Source organism: Streptomyces vietnamensis (assembly GCF_000830005.1).
In the GTDB taxonomy this organism is placed as follows: domain Bacteria; phylum Actinomycetota; class Actinomycetes; order Streptomycetales; family Streptomycetaceae; genus Streptomyces; species Streptomyces vietnamensis.
Genome location: NZ_CP010407.1, coordinates 5442060 through 5462105 on the forward strand (window position 1 = coordinate 5442060; position 20046 = coordinate 5462105).

Below are 20046 nucleotides of genomic sequence, written 5' to 3' on the forward strand. Positions count from 1 at the left end.
CGGAGCCGCGGGGTCAGGCGTGGGGGACCGCCGTGGCGAGGACCACGTCGAATTCCTCGAGGCTGCGGGTGGTCGCGCGGGCCTTCGTCGTGGATTCTCCGCGGACCGCCGCGATGGGGCCGCGGGAGGCCGCGAGGGCGGCGCGGTCGGTGTAGAGGGCGCCGACGGCGGCTCTGCCGTGGTCGCGGTCGACGAGGAGGGAGATGCCGGACAGCCCGGGGATCTGCTGGATCCTGGGCAGTGCGCTGTCGCGGAACGTGTTCACCAGCAGGTCGACGTCGGACGGCTCGACGTCCATCCGGAGCAGGCGGAACGCCGCGCCGGGCCCGAGGTCCTCCGCGCGCCGGGCGACCGCCGCCTCCCAGTTGTCGATCGCCGCCGTCTGCGCGAACGGCGACAGCAGCTCGTCCCGCCGCTTGCTCAGCTTCTCGAAGCTGGCCTCCCGGGAGGCCTCGTCCTCCCACCACGAACCCACCAGGAGCTTGCCGAGCTCGCGGTCGACGAACAGCCCCATCCCGCGGTAGCCCGGCTGCGCCGACAGCAGCTCGCGCCCCTCGGTCCGGAGCGCCTCGGCGACCCCGTCGAGCGCGGCCGGATCACCCGTTGCGTAGATGCTGCGAACGTACATAGCGCCCATTCCTGCCTTCCGGTGGCCTCGTGCGGGCTTGTGTTCCCCCGCTCCATCCGATGGCCGGGGCGGACGACCGGCAACGTGGGCGGGGCAGTCAGGTGACACGGAGGGGGCGGAGGCGTCCGCCGGAGTTGGCTCGATCGCGTCCGCTCCCGGGGGCGGACGGACCGCCTCCGCGCAGGTGGGCCCCCCGTTCCACGTATCCTCGACTGCTGGGGAAACGGGGGAGAGGGATCGCGGAGGTATACAGGTGGAGTTCCGGCTGCTCGGCTCCGTCGCGCTGGTGACGGAGGACGGAGACGTAGCCCTGGGGCCCGCCAAGCGGTCCAGTCTGCTCGCCATGCTTCTGCTGCGCCCCAACAGTGCGGTGAACGTGGGGCAGTTGATCGACGCCCTGTGGGAGGAGGAGCCGCCCACCCACGCCAAGACCGTCCTCCAGGGGCACGTCTCGCGGCTGCGGGCGCTGCTCGCCGAGCACGGCGCCGAGGCGTACGGGGTCGAGCTCGCCACGCAGGGGTCCGCCTATGTGCTGCGGATGCCCGAGTCGTTGGTGGACGCCCATCGGTTCGAGGAGCTCGTCGGGCTCGCCGGGGTGCAGCGCCGGCCCGCCGACGCGGTACGGATGCTGCGGGAGGCGCTGTCGTACTGGCAGGGGCCCGCGCTCACCGGGACCGTGCACAGTCGGCCGCTGGAGGCCGCCGCCGGGGGCCTGGAGGAGATGCGCCTCGCGTCGGTGGAAGCCCTTGCGGAGGCGTACGGGCAGCTCGGCGAGCACGGCAGGGCCGCCGCCGTGCTGCGTACCGAGGCCGTCGCGCATCCGCTGCGCGAGTCCCTGGCCGCCGCGCTGATGCTGGCCCTCGCCCGCTCCGGCCGCCAGTCCGACGCCATCGACTGGTACCACCGGACCCGGCGGCTGCTCGCCGAGGAGCTGGGCGTCGACCCCGGCGAGACGCTGAGCGAGGCGTACGCGACGCTGCTCCGTTCCGCCGAGCCCGTCTCCGTGCCCCGCCCCGCCGCCGAGGTCAAGGCCCCCGCGCCCGAGGGCCTGCCGCGCGCCCCGCGCGGCTTCACCGGGCGCGGCGCCGAACTCGCCGCGCTCGATCGGGCGGTCCGCGCCGGGGACGGCCCCGTCTGCCTCGTCACCGGGCCCGCCGGCGTCGGCAAGACCGCCTTCGCCGTGCACTGGGCCTACGAGCGCCGCGCCGACTTCCCCGACGGGCGGCTCTTCGCCGACCTGCGCGGCTTCAGCGACACCCCCGCGCCCGAGACGGCCGCCGTCCTGCGGGAGTTCCTGCTCGCCCTCGGCGTCCCGCCGCTGAAGGTCCCCGAGACCGTCGACGCGCGCGGGGCGCTGTTCCGCTCCCTCACCGGCGGACGCCGGCTGCTCGTCGTCCTCGACAACGCCCGCTCCTCCGAACAGGTCCGGCCCCTGCTGCCCGGCGGCGACCACTGCGCCACCCTCGTCACCAGTCGCGACCGGCTCGGCGGCCTCGTCGCCTCCGACGCCGCCCGCCCCGTACCGCTCGGACACCTGCAGCCCGCCGCCTCGACCGCCCTGCTCACCACCGTGCTCGGCGAGGAACGGGTCGCCGCCGAACCCGCCGCCGCCACCCGGCTCGCCCGGCTCTGCGACGGCCTGCCGCTCGCCCTCCGCGTGACGGCGGCCCGCCTGGCCGAGCGGCCGCAGTGGACCCTCGACGCGATGGTCGGCGAACTCGCCGACGAACAGGGGCGGTTGGCGCTCCTCGACGTGGAGGACCGGGGCGTCTCCGCCGCCCTCCGGCTGACCGTGCAGCAGCTGCCCGAGTCCGCCGCCCGGATGTTCCGCGCGATCGGCCTGCACACGGGATCCGATCTGGACCGGTTCGCGGCGGGCGCGCTCGCCGGGACGACCCCCGGGCAGGCCTCCGCCGACCTGGACCGGCTCACCGCCGCGCACCTGCTCACCGAGGCCGTCCCCGGCCGCTGGACGCCGCACGACCTGGTGCGCCTCTACGCCCGCCATCTCGCCCCGCAGGCCGACCCCGAGGGCCTGCCCCGGCTCCTCGACCACTACCTGTACACGGGCCTCGCCGCCGACGCCGCCGCCGAGCCGGGCTCGCAGCCCTGCTACACGCTGCCCGCCGACGCCCGACGGCCCGCCGCCACGAGGGAGTTCGAGGACCGTACGGCGGCGCTCGACTGGTACGCGGCCGAGCGCCCCGCCCTGGAGGGCGCGGTCGCCGCCGCGGCCGCCCTCGGGATGCACGACCGGGCCTGGCGGCTCGCGCTCATGCCGTGGCCGCTGATGCTCCGGCGGATCGGGGACGGCTGGACCCCGCTCCTGGAGACCGGGCTCGCCTCGGCCGAGGCGATCGGCGACCTCGACGCACAGTCACGCGCGCGTGCCCTGCTCGGCTGGATCCTGCACGAGGAGGGCCGGAGCACCGAGGCCCTGGTCCACCTGGAGAAGGCGCCCGGCCTGGCCGCCCGGGTCGGCGACCCGATCAGCGAGGCCATCGCGTACGTCAACTACGCCGCCGTCCTCGACGCGACCGGCGAGCACGAGCGGGCCGGTCTGCTCATGCTGCACGCCGTCGACCTCGCCGACCGCACCGGCCACCCCTCCACCCAGGTGCTGACCCTCCAGCACCTGGCCGGCCACTGCCTGAAGGCGGAGGAGTACGAGGCGGCGCTCGCGCACACCCTTCGCGCCGGGGAACTGGTCGCGCCCGACGCGGTGGTCGTCCGGGCCTCGCTGCAGATCACCCGGGGCGAGGCACTGGCCGGTATCGGCCGTCTCGAAGAGGCCGCTGACCAGCTGGAACGGGCGATCGTCGCGGCCGACGCGGCCGGTTTCACGGAGGGTTCGGCGCGGGCGGCGGCGCACCTTTCGCGGCTGTCAGCGGATCGTTAGCGGTACGCAAGCGGGACGGCAGCGCGGGCCGGGAAGCTGGATACAGCACCGAGTGAGGTGCAGCGGCGCACGTGGACCACGCGCGCCGACCGACCGCGTCAACGGGGGAGAACCACCATGCGCAACCACCGCAAGCACACCGTCCTGGCCGCCGCCGCCATCGCCGCCCTCTCGCTGGGCCTGACCGCCTGCGGCGGCGGGGACGCCGCGGGCGCCAAGGACGCGGGCAGCGCGAGCGCCGCCACCCAGTCCGCCACCGGTGCGGGCGACAACGGCACGACCGGCGGCGGCACGGCGGACCAGACCGCCACGAAGAGCGGCTCGACCACCGGTGGCTCGACGACCACGGGCGGCTCCAAGGCCGGTTCCACGGGCTCGACCGGCTCGACCGGCTCGACCGGCTCCACCGGCTCCACCGGCGGCAAGAGCTCCGCCAAGGCCCCCGCCTGCGCCTACGGCGACATCAAGGTCACGGCGGCGAAGGCGGACGAGGTCCCGACCGAGCACATCACCCTCACCGCCACCAACACCTCCGGCCGCTCGTGCACCCTGCTCGAGTACCCGCTCATCGCCTTCGGCCCGATCCAGACCGCCAAGGACATCCCGGCCGTCGCGAAGAGCAAGCCGGCCGCACCGATCGTCCTGAAGGCCGGCCAGCCCGCCTACGCCAACGTGCGGATCGCGCTCGGCGGCGTCCACGAGGACAACAAGGTCGTGAAGGAGTTCAACGTGAACCTCTTCGCCCCCGAGGGCCCGGCCGAGGGCAGCATCGTCGTCAAGGCCCCCGCCGGCGGCCTCGCCGTCGACGAGGCCGCCGCGAAGACGGGCTACTGGACGTACGAGCTCCGCAACGGCGCCGACGAGTTCTAGTCCGTACGGGCTCCGGTCCGTACGAGCTCCGACCCGTGCGGGGCTCAGGCGGCCGGAGCTCCGAGCCGTACGCGGTTCAGGTCACCAGCCCCGTCTTCGCGCCCGCGCCGCACAGCGGCACCACCGTGAGGCCGGGGCGGGGCGGGGCCGCGTTCACCGCCGCCCAGCAGGCCACGCCGGTCGCCTCCACGAAGAGGCCCCGGCGGGCCAGGTCCCGCTGGGCGGTGCGGATCTGGTCCTCCGTCACCGTCAGGAACGTGCCGCCCGTCGCGCGGACCGCCCGCAGGATCTGGCGGGCGCGGGGCGGGGCCGGGATGGCGATGCCCTCGGCGAGGGTGGGGCGCGCGACGGCCGGTTCCGTCAGGTCCTCCGCGCCCGCGTGGAAGGCGGCGGCCAGCGGGGACACGGCCTCCGCCTGGACGGCGACGAGCGCGGGCCGGTGCTCGACGAGCCCGTGGCCGTACAGCTCCTCGACGGCGAGGGCGGCGCCCAGGAGCAGGGTGCCGTTGCCGACGGGGACGACGATCGTGTCCGGGAGGCGCCCGCCGAGCTCCTCCCACAGCTCGTACACGTAGGTCTTGGTGCCGTGCAGGAAGTACGGGTTGTAGACGTGCGAGGCGTAGAAGACGCCCGGCTCGTCGGCGGCCTCGCGCGCCGCCCGGGCGGTCGCCTCGCGGTCGCCGGGCACCTCGACGATCCGGGCCCCGTGCGCCCGGATCTGCTCCAGCTTCTTGGGGGACGTGCCCTCGGGCACGTACACGACGCAGTCGAGCCCGGCCCGCGCGCCGTACGCGGCGATCGCCGTGCCCGCGTTGCCGCTGCTGTCGGCGAGGACCGTACGGGGCCGGAGGCGGCGGGCGTGCGCGGCGAGCATCACGGCGCCGCGGTCCTTGAAGGACAGGGTCGGCATGAGGAAGTCGAGTTTGGCCGAAACGGAGCCGGTGGCCGAGCCGGTGGCCGAGTCGGTGGCCGATTCGGCTCCCGTTTCGGTGAGGCGGACCAGCGGCGTGCGGCCCTCGCCGAGGCTCACCTCGGGCCCGTACGGGAGCGGAGGGAGCGCCTCCTCGTAACGCCACAATGAATTCACACGTGACGCGAGTGACGGGAGGGAGACCGGCGCGCTCGCGAAGACGAGGTCCCAGGGGCCGCGGCACTCCGGACAACACCAGGTGAGGGCGGAGACGGGGGACTGGATCCGGCAGCGGGGGCACTCGTAGGCGGTCATGAACGCCAGCATGTCAGCGGTGTGGCACGGGTGTTGCGGAGTTGCGCGGGCCCTTGTGGGATTCCTATGGATCAGCCAACCTTTCGCTCGGCAGCCGGACGTTCGAGACGGCGCGGGCCTCCCGTGTCGTGTTGACATGTTCACGCCATAACAATCGTGCTCCTGCCTTACCCCACGAGGAGGACCCCCCACATGTCAGTGATGCGTGCACCGCGTCGCCGGACAGCCACCGCCGCGGCCATCGCCGTCGCCGCGCTCGCTCTCGGCTCCCTCTCCGCCCTCCCGGCGGCCGCCGCGCAGGCCGCCCCCACGGGCGTCATCGAGAACGCCGGGGCCGAGGGCACCGTCCCGGGCAGCTACATCGTCACCCTCGACGAGTCCGCGCAGGCGGAGACCGCCAAGGGCCGGGCCGTCGCCGCCAAGTTCGGCGCGAAGATCAAGCGGACGTACACCTCGGCGATCAACGGCTACTCCGTCGAGCTCTCCGAGGCGCAGGCGCGGAAGCTCGCGGCCGACCCGGCCGTGAAGTCCGTCGTCCAGAACCGCGTCTTCCACATCGACGGCACCCAGCCCTCCCCGCCCTCCTGGGGCCTGGACCGGATCGACCAGAAGGCCCTTCCGCTGAACCAGAGCTACACCTACCCGGACTCCGCGGGCCAGGGCGTCACCGCGTACATCATCGACACCGGCGTACGCATCACCCACACCGACTTCGGCGGCCGCGCCTCCTACGGCTACGACGCCATCGACAACGACAACACCGCCCAGGACGGCCACGGCCACGGCACCCACGTCGCCGGCACCGTCGCGGGCTCCACGTACGGCGTCGCCAAGAAGGCGAAGATCGTCGGCGTCCGCGTGCTCGACAACTCCGGCTCCGGCACGACCGAGCAGGTCGTGGCGGGCATCGACTGGGTGACGCGCAACGCCGTCAAGCCGGCCGTCGCCAACATGAGCCTCGGCGGCGGCGTCGACTCCGTCCTCGACGACGCCGTCCGCAACTCGATCGCCTCCGGCGTCACCTACGCGGTCGCCGCCGGCAACGAGACCGACAACGCCGCCAACCACTCACCCGCGCGCGTGGCCGAGGCCATCACCGTCGGCGCCACCACGTCGAGCGACGCCAAGGCGAGCTACTCCAACTACGGCAGCGGCCTCGACCTCTTCGCCCCGGGCTCCTCCATCACCTCGTCCTGGGGCACCGGCGACACCGCCACCAACACCATCTCCGGTACGTCGATGGCGACCCCGCACGTCGCCGGCGCCGCCGCCCTCTACCTGGCGGACAACCCGACGGCGACCCCGGCGCAGGTCTCCACGGCCCTCGTGAACGCCGCGACCCCGAACGTCGTCACCAGCCCCGGCACCGGCTCCCCGAACAAGCTGCTGTACGTCGGCGGCGGCACCACCCCGCCGCCCACCGGCCCGAAGTTCGAGAACACCACGGACTACGCGATCAACGACAACGCGACCGTCGAGTCCCCGGTCACCGTCAGCGGCGTCACGGGCAACGCCCCGGCCGCGCTCCAGGTGCCCGTGAACATCGTTCACACCTACATCGGTGACCTCCAGGTCCAGCTGATCGCCCCCGACGGCTCGGCGTACACGCTGAAGGCCTTCGGTACCGGCGGCAGCGCGGACAACATCAACACCACGTACACCGTGAACGCCTCCTCGGAGGTCGCCAACGGCACGTGGAAGCTGCGGGTCACCGACAACGCGGCCTTGGACACCGGGAAGATCGACTCCTGGGCCCTGCAGTTCTGATCCGCGCCTGATCCACGTCTGATCCGTGTCTGATCCGCTCCTGATCCGCTCCTTGATCCACGTCTGATCCACGTCTGCGCCTGAAAGCGGGGGGCGGTCGCCTGCGGGCGGCCGCCCCTTACGTACGATGCGCGACCGATCGTTTGTTCGCGTCGACCGCCGCAACAGGAGCCCCGCACCCGTGGATCCGATCCAGCCGAGCCAGCCGACCCCGCCGCCCGCAAGCGGCCCGCAGCCCGGAGGATGGCCCGCCCCGGGCCCGTACACCTCCCCGGGGATGCCGTACACCCCGTACGGTCAGCCCGGCGTGCCCGGCGCCGCCCCGTACGGGCAGCCGCCGCGGCGCACCACCAACGGCCTCGCCATCGGCTCCCTGGTCTCCGGCATCGTCTGCTGCCTCCCGCCCCTCGGACTGGTCCTCGGCCTCGTCGCCCTCCCGCAGATCAAGAAGAAGGACCAGAACGGCAAGGGACTCGCGATCGCAGGCATCGTGCTCTCCGCCCTCAGCTCCCTTCTGCTCGTCATCGGGCTCGCGACCGGCGGCATCGGCTCGGCGTGGCACGACTTCAAGAAGGGCATGGACGAGGCCGCCCGCTCGCAGTCGGCGTTCTCGCTGCGCAAGGGACAGTGCTTCACCGACAGCAGCAAGGGGACGGAGTACGCGACGGACATCAGGGTCGTCGACTGCGCCCGCCCGCACAGCGGCGAGGTCAGCGGCGGCTTCCAGCTCACCGGCTTCGACAAGTGGCCCGGCGAGGACGCGATCGACGAACTCGCGGAGGAGCGCTGCGAGACGATCAACGCGGCGTACGCGATGGACACCTGGGCGATCCCGCGGGACGTCTGGATCGCCTACTACCCGCCCAGCAGCCAGAGCTGGCGGCTCGGCGACCGGGCCGTGACCTGCGCGTTCTCCGGTCAGAAGAAGACGACGAGGTTCTCGGGCTCGGTGCGCTCCGACAGCACCACCCTGAACGGGGACCAGAGCCACTTCCTGACCACCGTGAACCCGATCGAGAGGATCACCTACCAGGAGCCGGAGGACGACCCGGACGAGGACTTCACCGCCAACAAGGTCTGGGCCGGGGAGCTCCTGGCGGCGATCGACGCGGCCCGCGAGGGCCTGGGGCGGCACTACTGGCCGGGCGAGTCCACGGCCCCGGTCGAGGCGCTCCGCAAGGAGCTCGCCACCGCCTCGAAGCGCTGGGGCGAGCTGGCCGAGGCGCCCGACGCGGACGCGTACTGGGAGGCGTACGACGCCGCCTGGGACGCCCTCCCCGAGGACCTGGGCGCGGACGCGCGGACCGCGCTCGGCCTGACGGACACGCTGCCGGAGGGGGAGGGCACCTCGGTCTGAGGGGGGTCTGAGGGGCTGAGCCGGTCCGAGCCGGTCACCTCGCGAGGTGACCGTGGGTAACCGGCGCGTTCATCACTTCGAGTGAAACTTTGGCCCATGCTTGCGGATCGCGACCGTCGGTTGTCAGGCTGTAGCTGTAAGTCAACCTGAGGGGAGTGTCCAGTGACGTTCGGTGAGCAGCCCGCCTACCTGCGCGTGGCGAGCGATCTGCGGGAGAAGATCGCCAACGGCTCGCTTCCGCCGCATACCCGCCTCCCCTCGCAGGCACGCATCCGCGAGGAGTACGGGGTGTCGGACACCGTCGCGCTGGAGGCCCGCAAGGTGCTCATGGCCGAGGGGCTCGTGGAGGGGCGCTCGGGTTCGGGGACCTATGTGCGCGAGCGCCCCGTGCCGCGGCGGATCGCCCGCTCCGGCTACCGTCCCGCGTCCGGCGCCAGCCCCTTCCGGCAGGAGCAGGCCGCCGAAGGGGCCCGCGGCACCTGGGAGTCGCGCAGCGAGCAGGAGCCGGCGAGCGCCGAAGTGGCCGAGCGGCTCGGCATCGAGCCGGGGGAGCGGGTGATGCGCACGCGGTACGTGTACCGGGACGGGGGCGAGCCCATGATGGTCTCCACCTCCTGGGAGCCCCTCGCCGTCACCGGCAGGACGCCGGTCATGCTGCCCGAGGAGGGCCCGCTGGGCGGTTGCGGCGTCGTCGAGCGCATGGCGGCCATCGACGTGGTCGTGGACAACGTGGTGGAGGAGGTGGGGGCCCGGCCCGGCCTCGCCGAGGAACTCCTGGCCCTCGGCGGGGTGCCGGGGCACGTGGTCATGGTCGTGGAGCGGACGTACTACGCCTCGGGCCGCGCCGTGGAGACGGCCGACGTCGTCGTCCCGGCGGACCGTTACCGCATTGCGTACCACCTGCCGGTGCGGTGAGCCTCCGGCAGTGATGAGGCCTCCGGCGGTGAGGGGAACCTCCGGCGGCGAGGGCGAGGGGCGGCCGGGGCGTCGCCGAGGAGGCCCGAGCGGGACGCTGGTGCCGGGGTGCCGGGGTGCCGGGGTGCCGGGGTGCCGGGTGGCGCGCGGCGTCCGGTGACCGTTCAGCGGGATCGGGCGTCCGGGAGGTGTGACCAGAAGTTAACGGGTCGTCAATCCGCGTAACGGCCCGGCAACCGCGCGCCGTTCGTCGCCGTCACGCGCGGCTCCTACCTTCCGTCCGTACCCGCGACCCGGTCGGACGACAGGAACCCCCATGACGGACACGGTCACCCCACCCACCCCGGACCAGGGCGCGGCCCCGCCGCCGCCCGCCGGACCCCGCCGCAGCTACGCCAAGTTGGCCGCGGACGAGAGCCGCGAGGACTACTCCCTGCGGTACGCCCCGCACTCCTTCCGGCGCTGGTCGCCCGGGACCGTCGCCGGCACCGCGCTCGGCGGCATCGCCTACCTCGCCGACTTCGCGATCGGCGCCTCGATCGTCTTCACCTACGGCTTCGGCAGCGGCCTCGCCTCGATCCTCACCGCCGCCGTGCTCATCTTCCTCACCGGCATCCCCATCGCCCGGGCCTGCGCGAAGTACGGCCTGGACATGGACCTCATCACCCGCGGCGCCGGCTTCGGCTACTTCGGCTCCACGCTGACCTCGCTCATCTACGCCTCCTTCACCTTCATCTTCTTCGCCCTCGAAGGCTCGATCATGGCCCAGGCCATGCACCAGGCCGTCGGTCTGCCGGTGGAGGTCGGCTACCTCGTCACGACCCTGATCGTCATCCCGATCGTCTTCCGCGGCATGGGCGCCCTCGCCAAGGTGCAGGCCTGGACCCAGCCGATCTGGCTCGTCGGCCTGGTGCTGCCCTTCGTGGTGCTCGCCTTCGAAGCCCCCGACGCCTGGGGTGCCTTCGCGGACTTCGGCGGTACGGAGGGCGCCGGCGCGGGCTTCTCGTGGATCGGCTTCGGTCTCGGCACGGGCGTCGCGCTCTCCCTGATCGCCCAGATCGGCGAGCAGGCCGACTACCTGCGCTTCATGCCGGCGAAGACCGAGGCGAACAAGCGCCGGTGGAACCTCGCCGTGCTCGCCGCGGGCCCCGGCTGGGTGGTCATCGGCGCGGCCAAGCAGCTCGGCGGCGCCTTCCTCGCCTTCGTCGCCCTGGAGGCCGTCGGCAAGACCCACGCCCTGGAGCCGATTGCCCCGCAGATCGAGGCGCTCAGGCCCTGGCTCGGCTCGTTCGCGCTGCCCGCCGCCGCGCTGTTCGTGATCGTCTCCCAGATCAAGATCAACGTCACCAACGCCTACAGCGGCTCGCTGTCCTGGTCGAACTTCTTCTCCCGCGTCACTCACCGCCACCCCGGGCGCGTCTGGTACATCTTCCTCAACCTCGCCATCGCGCTGACGCTGATGGAGATGAACATGTTCGCCGCCCTGAACAAGCTGCTCGGGTTCTACTCCAACGTCGGCATCGCCTGGATCGCGGCCGTCGCCGCCGACCTCGTCATCAACAAGCGGGCCGGCTGGAGCCCCCCGTACATCGAGTTCAAGCGCGCCTACCTGTACGCCGTGAACCCGGCCGGCTTCGGGGCCATGGTCATCGCCTCCGTCGTCTCGATCCTCGCCTTCTTCGGTCTCTTCGGCAGCTACGCCGAGGCGTTCTCCACCTTCATCGCCGCCGGTCTCGCCGTCGTCCTCTGCCCGCTCATCGCCTGGGCGACCAAGGGCCGCTACTACCTCGCCCGCCCCAACACGGTGAACGGCCCCGGCGCCGAGGTCGCCGACGAGCGGGCGACCCACCTCTGCGCGGAGTGCGAGACGGCCTACGAGCTGCCGGACATCGCCGACTGCCCGGTGCGGTCCGGCCCCGTCTGCTCCCTCTGCTGCTCGCTCGACGCCACGTGCGGGGACGTCTGCCGCAAGGACCCCGGGGCCGCGGGCGGCCCCGTCCTGATGCCGGTGCCGACCGTCCCCGCGGCGGTGCCCGGGGCGTGACCTTCGGCCTCCCTCCGTCGGTTCCCGGCCGATCCGTGCCTCTTTGTGAAAACCCGTATCCGCTGTGTGAAGGTCAGGCGTAAGCTCCGGCATATGCGGATTGCGGTTTCCCGGAGGTCCTCAAAGGCGCCCGGACCGGCGGAGGGAGAAGTCTGATGGCCGACAGCAGCCCCGTCCTTTCCTGGCTCGTCATACGGCAGGACGACAACGGCAACCGCTACCGGGTGGGGCGGTACGCGACCAAGGACGAAGCCCAGAAGATCGCGGACAGCCTCGACGACCGCGGCCACAAGCAGCTCTACTGGGTCGAGCGCGTCGGCAGCCCCGCCCTCTGACCCCGGCGGGGCGGCCCGCCCCCGGCCCTGGCGGGGCGGTCCCGCCCCCTGACCCCGGCGGGTGCGGACCGGGCCGGGCTACGCTCGCGCCCATGACGGAACGCACCACCGATCCCGCCGCGCCCCACGAGTCCCACCGTGACGCCGGTCCCGATCAGGGACCCGGCGTCGTGGTCGTCGTCGCGGGCGCCCTGTACGACCGGGGGCGACTGCTCGCCGCGCGCCGCAGCGCCCCCGTCGAGCTCGCCGGCCGCTGGGAGCTGCCCGGCGGCAAGCTCGAACCGGGCGAGGGCCCGGAAGAGACCCTGGTCCGTGAGCTCCGGGAGGAGCTCGGCGTGGAGGTCGAGCCGGGCGAGCGCATCCCCGGCGAGTGGCCGCTGAAGCCCGGGTACGTCCTGCGGGTGTGGACCGCCCGGTTGCTCTCCGGCGAACCGCGCCCCCTGGAGGACCACGACGAGCTCCGCTGGCTCGCCCGGCACGAGCTGGACTCGGTCGACTGGCTCGACCAGGACCGCCCCGCCGTCGCCGAGGCCGCGCTGAGACTGCCGGTCGCCCCGCCGTCGCCGCACTGAGGCTCTCGACCGCCCCCGTCGTCGCCGAGGCCGCGCGCAAACTGCCGGTCGCCCCGGTCGACGGAGCGCGCGGCTGACTTCCTACGCCGTTCGTGCCACCGTGCGCCTGCTGACGCTCCCGGCGGGATACCCCGTCCTCAATATGGGGTATGTCCAGAATGTCCCCTCGGGAGAGGGCTTGGACCTTCCTGCTGACGCACGGCTGGGGAAGTGATCGGGTGTGAGCGACGCCGACGGCGACCGCGCGGAGTGGAACTTCCCGGCAGAGGCGAACGCCGTGCGCACGGCCCGCCACGCGGTGCGCGAGACCCTGCGCGCCTGGGAGCTCGACCGAGCCGTCGGGGACGTGACCGTCCTGCTGGTCAGCGAGCTGGTGACCAACTCCCTGCGGTACGCCTCCGGCCCCATCGGGGTCCGGCTCGTCCGTCCCCGCCCCGTCGGCGCCGACCCGGCGCATCCGCCGGCGCTCCTGGTGGAGGTTTCCGATCCGCTTCCGGATCCACCCACCGAGCGGGCCCCGGGACCCGAGGACGAAGGGGGCCGCGGCCTCGGTCTGGTGGCCTGTACTGCTCGCCGCTGGGGAACCCGTAGAGGAAGGACCGGCAAAACCGTATGGTTCGAGCTGGCTCTCCCTGGTGAGTAAACAGGGTGGGACAACGATCACCGGTACTCGGTCAGGGACGAACGAGACCACCCTGTGATCGTGAACGTCGTGCCGTCGGGGCCTGCCGTATTGAATACTGCGGGCATGGCCGGTCCGGTGCGGTGAGCTGGAGGGGACGGTCGCGTGAGCGAGATACCTGAGACGGCGAGCGGCGGCGTCGTGTGGCAGAGCAGCCCGCCCGGCTCCATCTATGACTACATCCGGGTGGCGTCCTTCTCGATCGGGCCCGACGGCCTCGTCGAGCAGTGGAGCCGACGGGCCGTGGACCTCTTCGGGGTCACCGCCGAGGAGGCCAGGGGCAAGGACCCCGTCGAGGCCTTCATGCCCGCCGACCTGCGCGAGCGCGGCCACCGACGGGTCAAGGAGATCCTCGACGGCAAGGAGTGGACGGGCCTCGTCCCGTTCCGCATGCCCGGCGAGGACCGGCCCCGGGGCATCGCCGAGATGTACGTCATGCCGAGCGAGACCCAGACCGGGGAACGGGCCGCGCTGTGCATCGTCGTCGACGTGCGCGCCCTGCGCCGCATCGAGACCGACCTCGCCGCCTCCCAGGCGATATTCGGCCAATCCCCCTTCGGGTTCCTCCTCTTCGGGACCGACCTCACCGTGAAGCGGGCCAACCGGCGCTTCGCCACCGTCTTCGGCGGCTCGGCCGACGACCACCGGGGCCGTACCGTCCACGACTACCTCAATCACGCCGAGGCCGACCGGATGACCACCGCCCTCCGGCGGGTCCTGGAGACCGGCGAGGCCGTCACCGACTTCGAGATCGTCGGCGCCGCACCCGGCGCCAGGGACCGCCGCCACTGGTCCATCAACCTCTACCGCGTGCACAGCGGCTCCGGCCGCCCGATCGGCGTCGCCGGACTCGGCATCGACGTCACCCGCCGCCACAACGCCGCCAGGGAAGCCGCCAGCGCCCGCCGCAACCTCGCCCTCCTCAACGAGGCCGGCGCCCGCATCGGCAACTCCCTCGACCTGGAGGCCACCGCCCGCGAGCTCCTCGACGTCGCCGTCCCCGGCTTCTGCGACCTCGCCTCCGTCGACCTCTACCAGGGGCTCCTCACCGGCGACGAGGCACCGCCGGGCCGCTGGGGGAACTCCCACGACGTCGGCTACGGGGCGGGCAGCGCCGAACTCCGCAGGGTCGCCTTCGCCAGCGCGGTCTCCGACACCCCCCTCAGAACCGACGAGGGCCACGGCCCGGGCAGCGGCTGTTGCGGACCCGTGCCCATCGAGGTCGGCGCCGTCCACCGCTACCCCTTCAACTCGCCCTGCGCCGGAGCCCTGCGCACCGGACGCATCCGGACGGTCCCCGGCTCCGACGGAGACCTCGTCCAGTCCACCCTGGTCGTCCCGATGGTCGCCCACGACACCGTCGTCGGCCTCGTCCAGTTCTCCCGTACGAAGGGCAGCGAGCCCTTCGGGGAGCGCGACCGGGCCCTCGCCGTCGAGCTCGCCGCCCGCGCCGCCGTCTGCATCGACAACGCGCGCCTCTACCGCCGCGAGCACGAGCGGGCCCTGATCCTCCAGCGCAGCCTGCTCCCGCCCGGCGACCCCGAGGCCGCCGGACTCGACATCGCCTGCCGCTACCTCCCCGGCACCGCCGCCACCGAGGTCGGCGGCGACTGGTTCGACGTCATCGAACTCCCCGGCCACCGCACCGCCCTCGTCATCGGCGACGTCATGGGCCGCGGCCTGCGCGCCGCCGTCGCCATGGGCGAACTCCGCACCGCCGTCCGCACCCTCGCCCAGCTCGACCTGGAGCCCGCCGAAGTCCTCTCCCACCTCGACGAGATCGCCCGCGGCCTGGGCGCCCCCATCGGCGCCCAGCAGTCCCGCAACCACAAGAACCGGGGCCCCGAACTCTCCGAGGTCTACCTCGCCACCTGCGTCTACGCCGTCTACGACCCGGTCACCCGCCGCTGCACCTTCGCCAACGCCGGGCACCTCCCGCCGGTGCTCGTCGAACCCGGCGAAGAGGCCCTGCTCCTCGACGTACCCCCCGGAATGCCGCTCGGCGTCGGCGGGGAACCCTTCGAGGAGGTCGAGGTCGAACTGCCCGAGGGCGCCCTCCTCGCCCTCTACACCGACGGGCTCGTCGAATCCCGCGACCACCCGCTCGACGAGGGCCTCCAGGCCTTCCGGCGCGCCCTCACCGACCCGGCCCGCCCCCTGGAGGACGTCTGCGACCGGGTCCTGAACAGCCTGAACACCGGGCACGGCGAGGACGACATCGCCCTCCTCATGGCCAGGATCCAGGGGCTGCCCAGCGAGGCCGTCGGCGACTGGCGGCTGCCCAGGGAACCCCGCTCCGTCGGCCGGGCCCGCGAACTCGCCCGCGCCCAGCTCGCGGCCTGGGACCTCGAACCGCTCGTCGACACCGTCGAACTCCTCGTCAGCGAACTCGTCACCAACGCCCTGCGCTACGGCGAGGGGGAGATCCGGCTGCGCCTGCTCCGCGACCGCACCCTCGTCTGCGAGGTCTGGGACGCCGGCCTGGTCCAGCCACGGCGCCGCAGGGCCCGGGACACCGACGAGGGCGGCCGCGGCCTCCAGCTCGTCGGGCTGCTCTCCTCCTCCTGGGGCTCGCGCCGCACCCCGCGCGGCAAGACCGTCTGGTTCGAACTGGCCCTGCCGGACGGGGAGGGGACGGCGGAGCCCACGGTGGAGCAGCTCCTCAGCATGTTCTGAGGCATGTTCCGAGGCGTGTTCCGAGGCGTGTTCCGAGGCGTGTTCCGAGGCGTGTTCCGAGGCGTTCGCGTACGAGATCAGGCCTTGAGCGCGGCCAGCCGGGCCTCGATCTCGGCGCTGTCGCCGAGCGCGTCCAACTGCTCGAACTGGGCGTCGAGCGAGGAGGCGGCGAGCTCCTGCTTGCCCAGGGCCTTCGCCTCCTCCCGGCGCACCTTGTCCTCGAAGCGGCTCAGCTCGCTCGTCGGATCGAGCACGTCGATGTTCTTCACCGCGTCCATCATGGTGTTCTGCGCCTGCGCGGACTTGACCCGGGCGACCAGCTCGTCGCGCTTGGCCCGCAGCTCGCCGAGCTTGGCCTTCATCTGGTCGAGGCCGGTCTTGAGCTTCTGTACGACCTCGGTCTGGGCGGCGATCGTCGGTTCGGCGGTCTTCGCCTCCTTCTCCGACTGCAGCTGGCGGCCGAGCGCCACCTTCGCCAGGTTGTCGAAGCGGTCCGCCTCCACCGTCTGCCCGCCGGCCCGCAGCTCGTCCGCCTTCCGGCTCGCGGCGAGCGCCTTGCCGCCCCACTCCTTCGCCGCGTCCACGTCCTCCTGGTGGTCCTGCTCCATCAGCCGCAGGTTCCCGATGGTCGCCGCCACCGCCTCCTCCGCCTCCGCGATGTTGTTCGCGTAGTCGCGGATCAGCTGGTCCAGCATCTTCTGCGGATCCTCCGCCTGGTCGAGGAGGGCGTTGATGTTCGCCTTCGCCAGCTGGGTGACCCGGCCGAGAATCGTCTGCTTGCTGCTCATCGCACTGCTCCTTGGGGATCCGGTGGAACTCAGAAACGGCCTCCGCCGCCCAGCCGGCCGCGCGTGCCGCTGCCGCCGAAGCTGCCGGGCCCGCCGCCGAAGCCTCCGCCCCCGAAACCGCCCCCGCGTCCGCCCCCTCCTCCGCCGGAGCCCCCGCCGAACAGTCCGCCGAGGATGATGCCGCCGAGCACCGCACCGCCGAGCCCGCCGCCACCGCTTCCGCCCACCCCCGTCACACCGCCCAGGCCGTTGGGGTTCCCGTACGTGCGGACGTCCTGCTCGGCGAGGTCCTGGGCGCGCCGGGCCAGCGCGTCCGCCTGCTGCGCCTCCACCAGGGCCGTCTGCGGGTCGCCGTCGGCGGCCAGCGACCGGGCCTTCTCCCAGCGGCGCTGGGCCTCGGCCAGGCGCGTACGGGCCTCGCTGCCCACCGCGCCCCGGTGCGTGGTGACGTAGTCGGAGGCCGCCCCGATCGCCGAACGGGCCGTCAGCATCACCTGGTCGAGGAGCGCGCGGGCGCGCCGCACACCCGACTCGCGCTCCCGCGCGCCCTCCAGCGTCTCGTCGAGCACCGCGTCGGCCTCCTCGACCCGGCGCAGGGCGTCGATCGGGTCGTACCGCCCGGCGTCCACCCCGCGCCGGACCTCGGCGATCACCGACTCGGCGCGGGCGATCCGGCCCTGGAGGTCGGCCGTGGACACCCCCTCGGCGGTCCCCTTCAGAAGACCGCGGGCCTCCGCCAGGTCCGCGTCCGTCTCCGCGAGGGCGCCCGTCAGCTTCCCCACGGCCTCGTCCAGCTCCTGCGCCCGCCGGTCCACCGCCTCGATCAGCCGGGCCGCCTGGTCCACGGCGCCCTCGGCGGCGCGGATGTGGACGGCGGCCCCGCCGCTGTCACCCGAGTCGATCTGCTGGCGGGCCTGGTTGACGTGGGTCGTCGCGAAGACGAGCCGGTCCTTCGCCTGCTCGACGTCGCCGGCGACGGGCGCGGCCGCCGACTCGGCGTACCGCTCGCGCATCGCGGTCAGCGCCGCCTCGGCCGTCCCGATCCGACCGGTCTGCTCCCGGAAGGCCGCCTCCACCGCGGCGAGCGCCTCCGGGGCCGTGCGCTCCAGGGCCCGGAGCCGGTCGAAGTCCTCCGTCTCGGCGTCGAGACGCGCGTTCGCCTCGGCGCAGCGGCGGAGGATCTCGTCCAGCATGCTCCGGCGGGTCGGGTCGTCCTCGGGGAAGGAGTCGTCGAGCTTCTGCCGCAGCCGGAACGAGGCCGTCAGCTGCTCCTTCGCGAAGTCGACCGCCTCGGTGAAGGGGCGCACCGCCTCCTCGCCGAACTGGGCGGACGCGAAGCCGAGTTCCTCCTGGCTGGTGCGGACGGCGTCGTCGGTGGCGACCAGCGTCCGGCGGGCCTCCCCGTCGAGCTCGTCGAGGGACGGCGGGGCGGTCTCCTTCGGCGGGCCCCAGCCCTGCCCGCCCCGGGGCGTGGTGCGGGTCTCGGTCCGGCGCCGCCGTTTGGTGTACGCGTAGGCCGCCACGGCCCCCGCGCCGCCGACGAGCACCAGGGGCAGGATCAGGTCGGACGCCGAGGTGCCGTCGGGCGGGGCGCCGGGGTCGGCGGGCCCGGGGGTGAGCGTCGGGGTGGGGACGGGCCGGCCGGCGAGGACGGCGTCGTAGCCGTTCGCCGCGCCGATGGCGGCGCCGGCCCAGTCGTTCTGCCGCAGGGCCGGTTCGATCGCGGTCCGGGCGACCTCGTCGAGCTGGGCCTGGGTGAAGCGGGAGCCGGGGTCGGCCGAGTAGCCGTACCGCCGGTCGTGGGTGGCGACGGCGAGCAGGACGTCGTCGAGGCCGAGCGCGTTGCGTTCCGCGGTGGCGTCGGCCCAGTCCTGGCCCGAGCGCCCGGAGAAGTCCCGTACGTAGACGACGAAGAGCTGGACGCGCCGGTCGTCGTAGAGCCGGTCGAGGGCCTGGACCACGGAGGCGCGGCGGTCGCCGAGGGCGCCCACCCGGTCGGTGATCTGCCCGTCCCGGGACAGGACGACGGGGCCGTCGGCGTGGGCACCGTGTACGGCGGGCACGAGGAGCCACCACGCCGCCACCAGCACCGCGAGAAGGGCTCGGGTGGCTATTCGCGTCACAAGGGGGAGGTTATGTCCGCGTATGCCCGCTCGCGACCGGGCCTGTGCAGCCTGAAACCGTTCCCCTCGCCCGAGCGTCACTGTCAGTAGCCGCCGCTACGGTGGTCTCCAGTGACGCGACGGCTCTTGGGGGGCTCGGGTGGACGGACGGCTGAGGCGTGTGTGGAGGCGGGGACGCTGGTGGGTCCTCGGCCTCGTCCTCCTCCTCGTCGTGCCCCCGCTCTTCGGCGCCCTGGCCCTGCGCGTCAGTTACACGGGCGACCTGACGGACGACGCGAGGACCCGCGGCAAGGACGCCTTCTGGATCGGGCACGCCTGGGTCGACGGACGGAAGAAGGACGCCGACCTCAAGGCCCTCGCCGGGCGCCTCAAGGGCAGCGGGATACGCGATCTGTACGTGCACGCGGGGCCCCTGGAGCACGACGGCACCCTGTCGGCGGCGAAGTACCCCCGCGCCCGGTGGCTGATCGACGGGGTGCACCGCACGATGCCGGGGATACGGGTCCAGGCCTGGCTGGGCGACGTCCTGGCCACGGAGGGGCCCGTGGGGCTGCGCCTGGAGGACGCCGGATCCCGCCGGGCCGTGGTGGGTTCGGCCCGCCGGATCCTCGACGCCGGCTTCGACGGGGTCCACTTCGACCTGGAGCCGCTGCACTCCGACGACCGGGACTACCTCTCCCTCCTCGATGATTTTGGGAAGCTGACCCGGGCCCGCAAGGTCCCGCTCTCGGTGGCCGCCCACCAGATCGACCCGCTGCCGGGCGCGCACTCGGTGCTGGGCGCGGTCAGTTCGAACGGCAGCGAGAAGTGGTGGTCGCAGGAGTTCTTCGGCGAGGTCGCCCGGCGCGTCGACCAGATCGCCGTCATGTCGTACGACACCTGGATGCCGCTGGAGAGCCTGTACGGCGGGTACGTCGCCCAGCAGACGGCCCTCGCCCTCGAAGCGACCCCCGAGACCACCGACCTGCTCATCGGCCTCCCCTTCTTCCACGAGGACGACCTCGGTCACCACGAGGACGCGGAGACGGTCGCCGCGGCCGTCAAGGGCGCGAGACTCGGGCTGGGCCGCACGGACCCGGGCCGCAAGCGGTTCGGCCTCGCGCTGTACGTCGACTTCGCGGCGGAGGAGGGGGACTGGGCGGCCTACCGCGAGGGCTGGCTCTGA

At 73.2% G+C, this 20046-nt stretch carries 15 protein-coding genes; 11 read left to right on the forward strand and 4 right to left on the reverse strand.

What is annotated here, in order from left to right; translation table 11 throughout:
• Positions 1 to 13: 13 nt before the first annotated feature.
• Positions 14 to 628, reverse strand: coding sequence for an antibiotic biosynthesis monooxygenase (locus SVTN_RS24625; RefSeq protein WP_041131053.1), 615 nt, complete (start codon positions 626 to 628; stop codon positions 14 to 16).
• Between the two features lie 253 nt (positions 629 to 881).
• Here SVTN_RS24625 and SVTN_RS24630 point away from each other — a divergent pair, with 253 nt between their 5' ends.
• Both SVTN_RS24630 and SVTN_RS24635 read left to right on the forward strand, forming a co-directional pair.
• Positions 882 to 3527 carry an AfsR/SARP family transcriptional regulator gene (locus SVTN_RS24630; RefSeq protein ID WP_041131054.1) on the forward strand — a complete coding sequence of 882 codons (2646 nt, stop codon included), beginning with the start codon at positions 882 to 884 and terminating at the stop codon, positions 3525 to 3527.
• A 117-nt stretch (positions 3528 to 3644) separates the two neighbouring features.
• Positions 3645 to 4397, forward strand: a complete 753-nt coding sequence (locus tag SVTN_RS24635) for a DUF4232 domain-containing protein (protein ID WP_041131055.1) — start codon at positions 3645 to 3647, stop codon at positions 4395 to 4397.
• Between the two features lie 76 nt (positions 4398 to 4473).
• Here SVTN_RS24635 and SVTN_RS24640 read toward each other — a convergent pair whose 3' ends face one another.
• Complete coding sequence (locus SVTN_RS24640) at positions 4474 to 5634, reverse strand: threonine synthase (protein WP_041131056.1); 1161 nt, start codon at positions 5632 to 5634, stop codon at positions 4474 to 4476.
• Between the two features lie 180 nt (positions 5635 to 5814).
• Between SVTN_RS24640 and SVTN_RS24645 the strand changes: the two genes are divergently transcribed.
• The 8 genes from SVTN_RS24645 (at position 5815) to SVTN_RS24680 (ending at position 15970) form a co-directional block, all read left to right on the forward strand.
• Positions 5815 to 7389, forward strand: coding sequence for a S8 family peptidase (locus tag SVTN_RS24645; protein ID WP_041131057.1), 1575 nt, complete (start codon positions 5815 to 5817; stop codon positions 7387 to 7389).
• Between the two features lie 181 nt (positions 7390 to 7570).
• Entirely contained in the window at positions 7571 to 8746 is a 1176-nt protein-coding gene (locus SVTN_RS24650) for a DUF4190 domain-containing protein (RefSeq protein ID WP_159026498.1), read from the forward strand.
• A gap of 162 nt (positions 8747 to 8908) precedes the next feature.
• Positions 8909 to 9661 carry a GntR family transcriptional regulator gene (locus tag SVTN_RS24655; protein WP_041131058.1) on the forward strand — a complete coding sequence of 251 codons (753 nt, stop codon included), beginning with the start codon at positions 8909 to 8911 and terminating at the stop codon, positions 9659 to 9661.
• 316 nt (positions 9662 to 9977) lie between these two features.
• Positions 9978 to 11705 carry a purine-cytosine permease family protein gene (locus tag SVTN_RS24660; protein WP_041131059.1) on the forward strand — a complete coding sequence of 576 codons (1728 nt, stop codon included), beginning with the start codon at positions 9978 to 9980 and terminating at the stop codon, positions 11703 to 11705.
• A 155-nt stretch (positions 11706 to 11860) separates the two neighbouring features.
• Complete coding sequence (locus tag SVTN_RS24665) at positions 11861 to 12040, forward strand: SPOR domain-containing protein (RefSeq protein ID WP_041131060.1); 180 nt, start codon at positions 11861 to 11863, stop codon at positions 12038 to 12040.
• Between the two features lie 92 nt (positions 12041 to 12132).
• A complete protein-coding gene (locus SVTN_RS24670) occupies positions 12133 to 12612 on the forward strand; it encodes a (deoxy)nucleoside triphosphate pyrophosphohydrolase (RefSeq protein WP_245727625.1) in 480 nt (159 codons plus the stop codon).
• A gap of 220 nt (positions 12613 to 12832) precedes the next feature.
• Positions 12833 to 13255 (forward strand): ATP-binding protein, encoded by a 423-nt coding sequence (locus SVTN_RS24675; protein WP_041131061.1) that lies wholly within the window; start codon positions 12833 to 12835, stop codon positions 13253 to 13255.
• Between the two features lie 144 nt (positions 13256 to 13399).
• Entirely contained in the window at positions 13400 to 15970 is a 2571-nt protein-coding gene (locus SVTN_RS24680) for a SpoIIE family protein phosphatase (protein ID WP_041131062.1), read from the forward strand.
• A gap of 77 nt (positions 15971 to 16047) precedes the next feature.
• Here SVTN_RS24680 and SVTN_RS24685 read toward each other — a convergent pair whose 3' ends face one another.
• Positions 16048 to 16758, reverse strand: coding sequence for a PspA/IM30 family protein (locus SVTN_RS24685; protein ID WP_041131063.1), 711 nt, complete (start codon positions 16756 to 16758; stop codon positions 16048 to 16050).
• Between the two features lie 29 nt (positions 16759 to 16787).
• Positions 16788 to 18881 carry a TPM domain-containing protein gene (locus SVTN_RS24690; protein WP_041131064.1) on the reverse strand — a complete coding sequence of 698 codons (2094 nt, stop codon included), beginning with the start codon at positions 18879 to 18881 and terminating at the stop codon, positions 16788 to 16790.
• Between the two features lie 139 nt (positions 18882 to 19020).
• On the opposite strand from SVTN_RS24690, the gene SVTN_RS24695 reads away from it, so the two are divergent.
• Positions 19021 to 20046, forward strand: a complete 1026-nt coding sequence (locus SVTN_RS24695) for a glycoside hydrolase family 18 protein (RefSeq protein WP_425429013.1) — start codon at positions 19021 to 19023, stop codon at positions 20044 to 20046.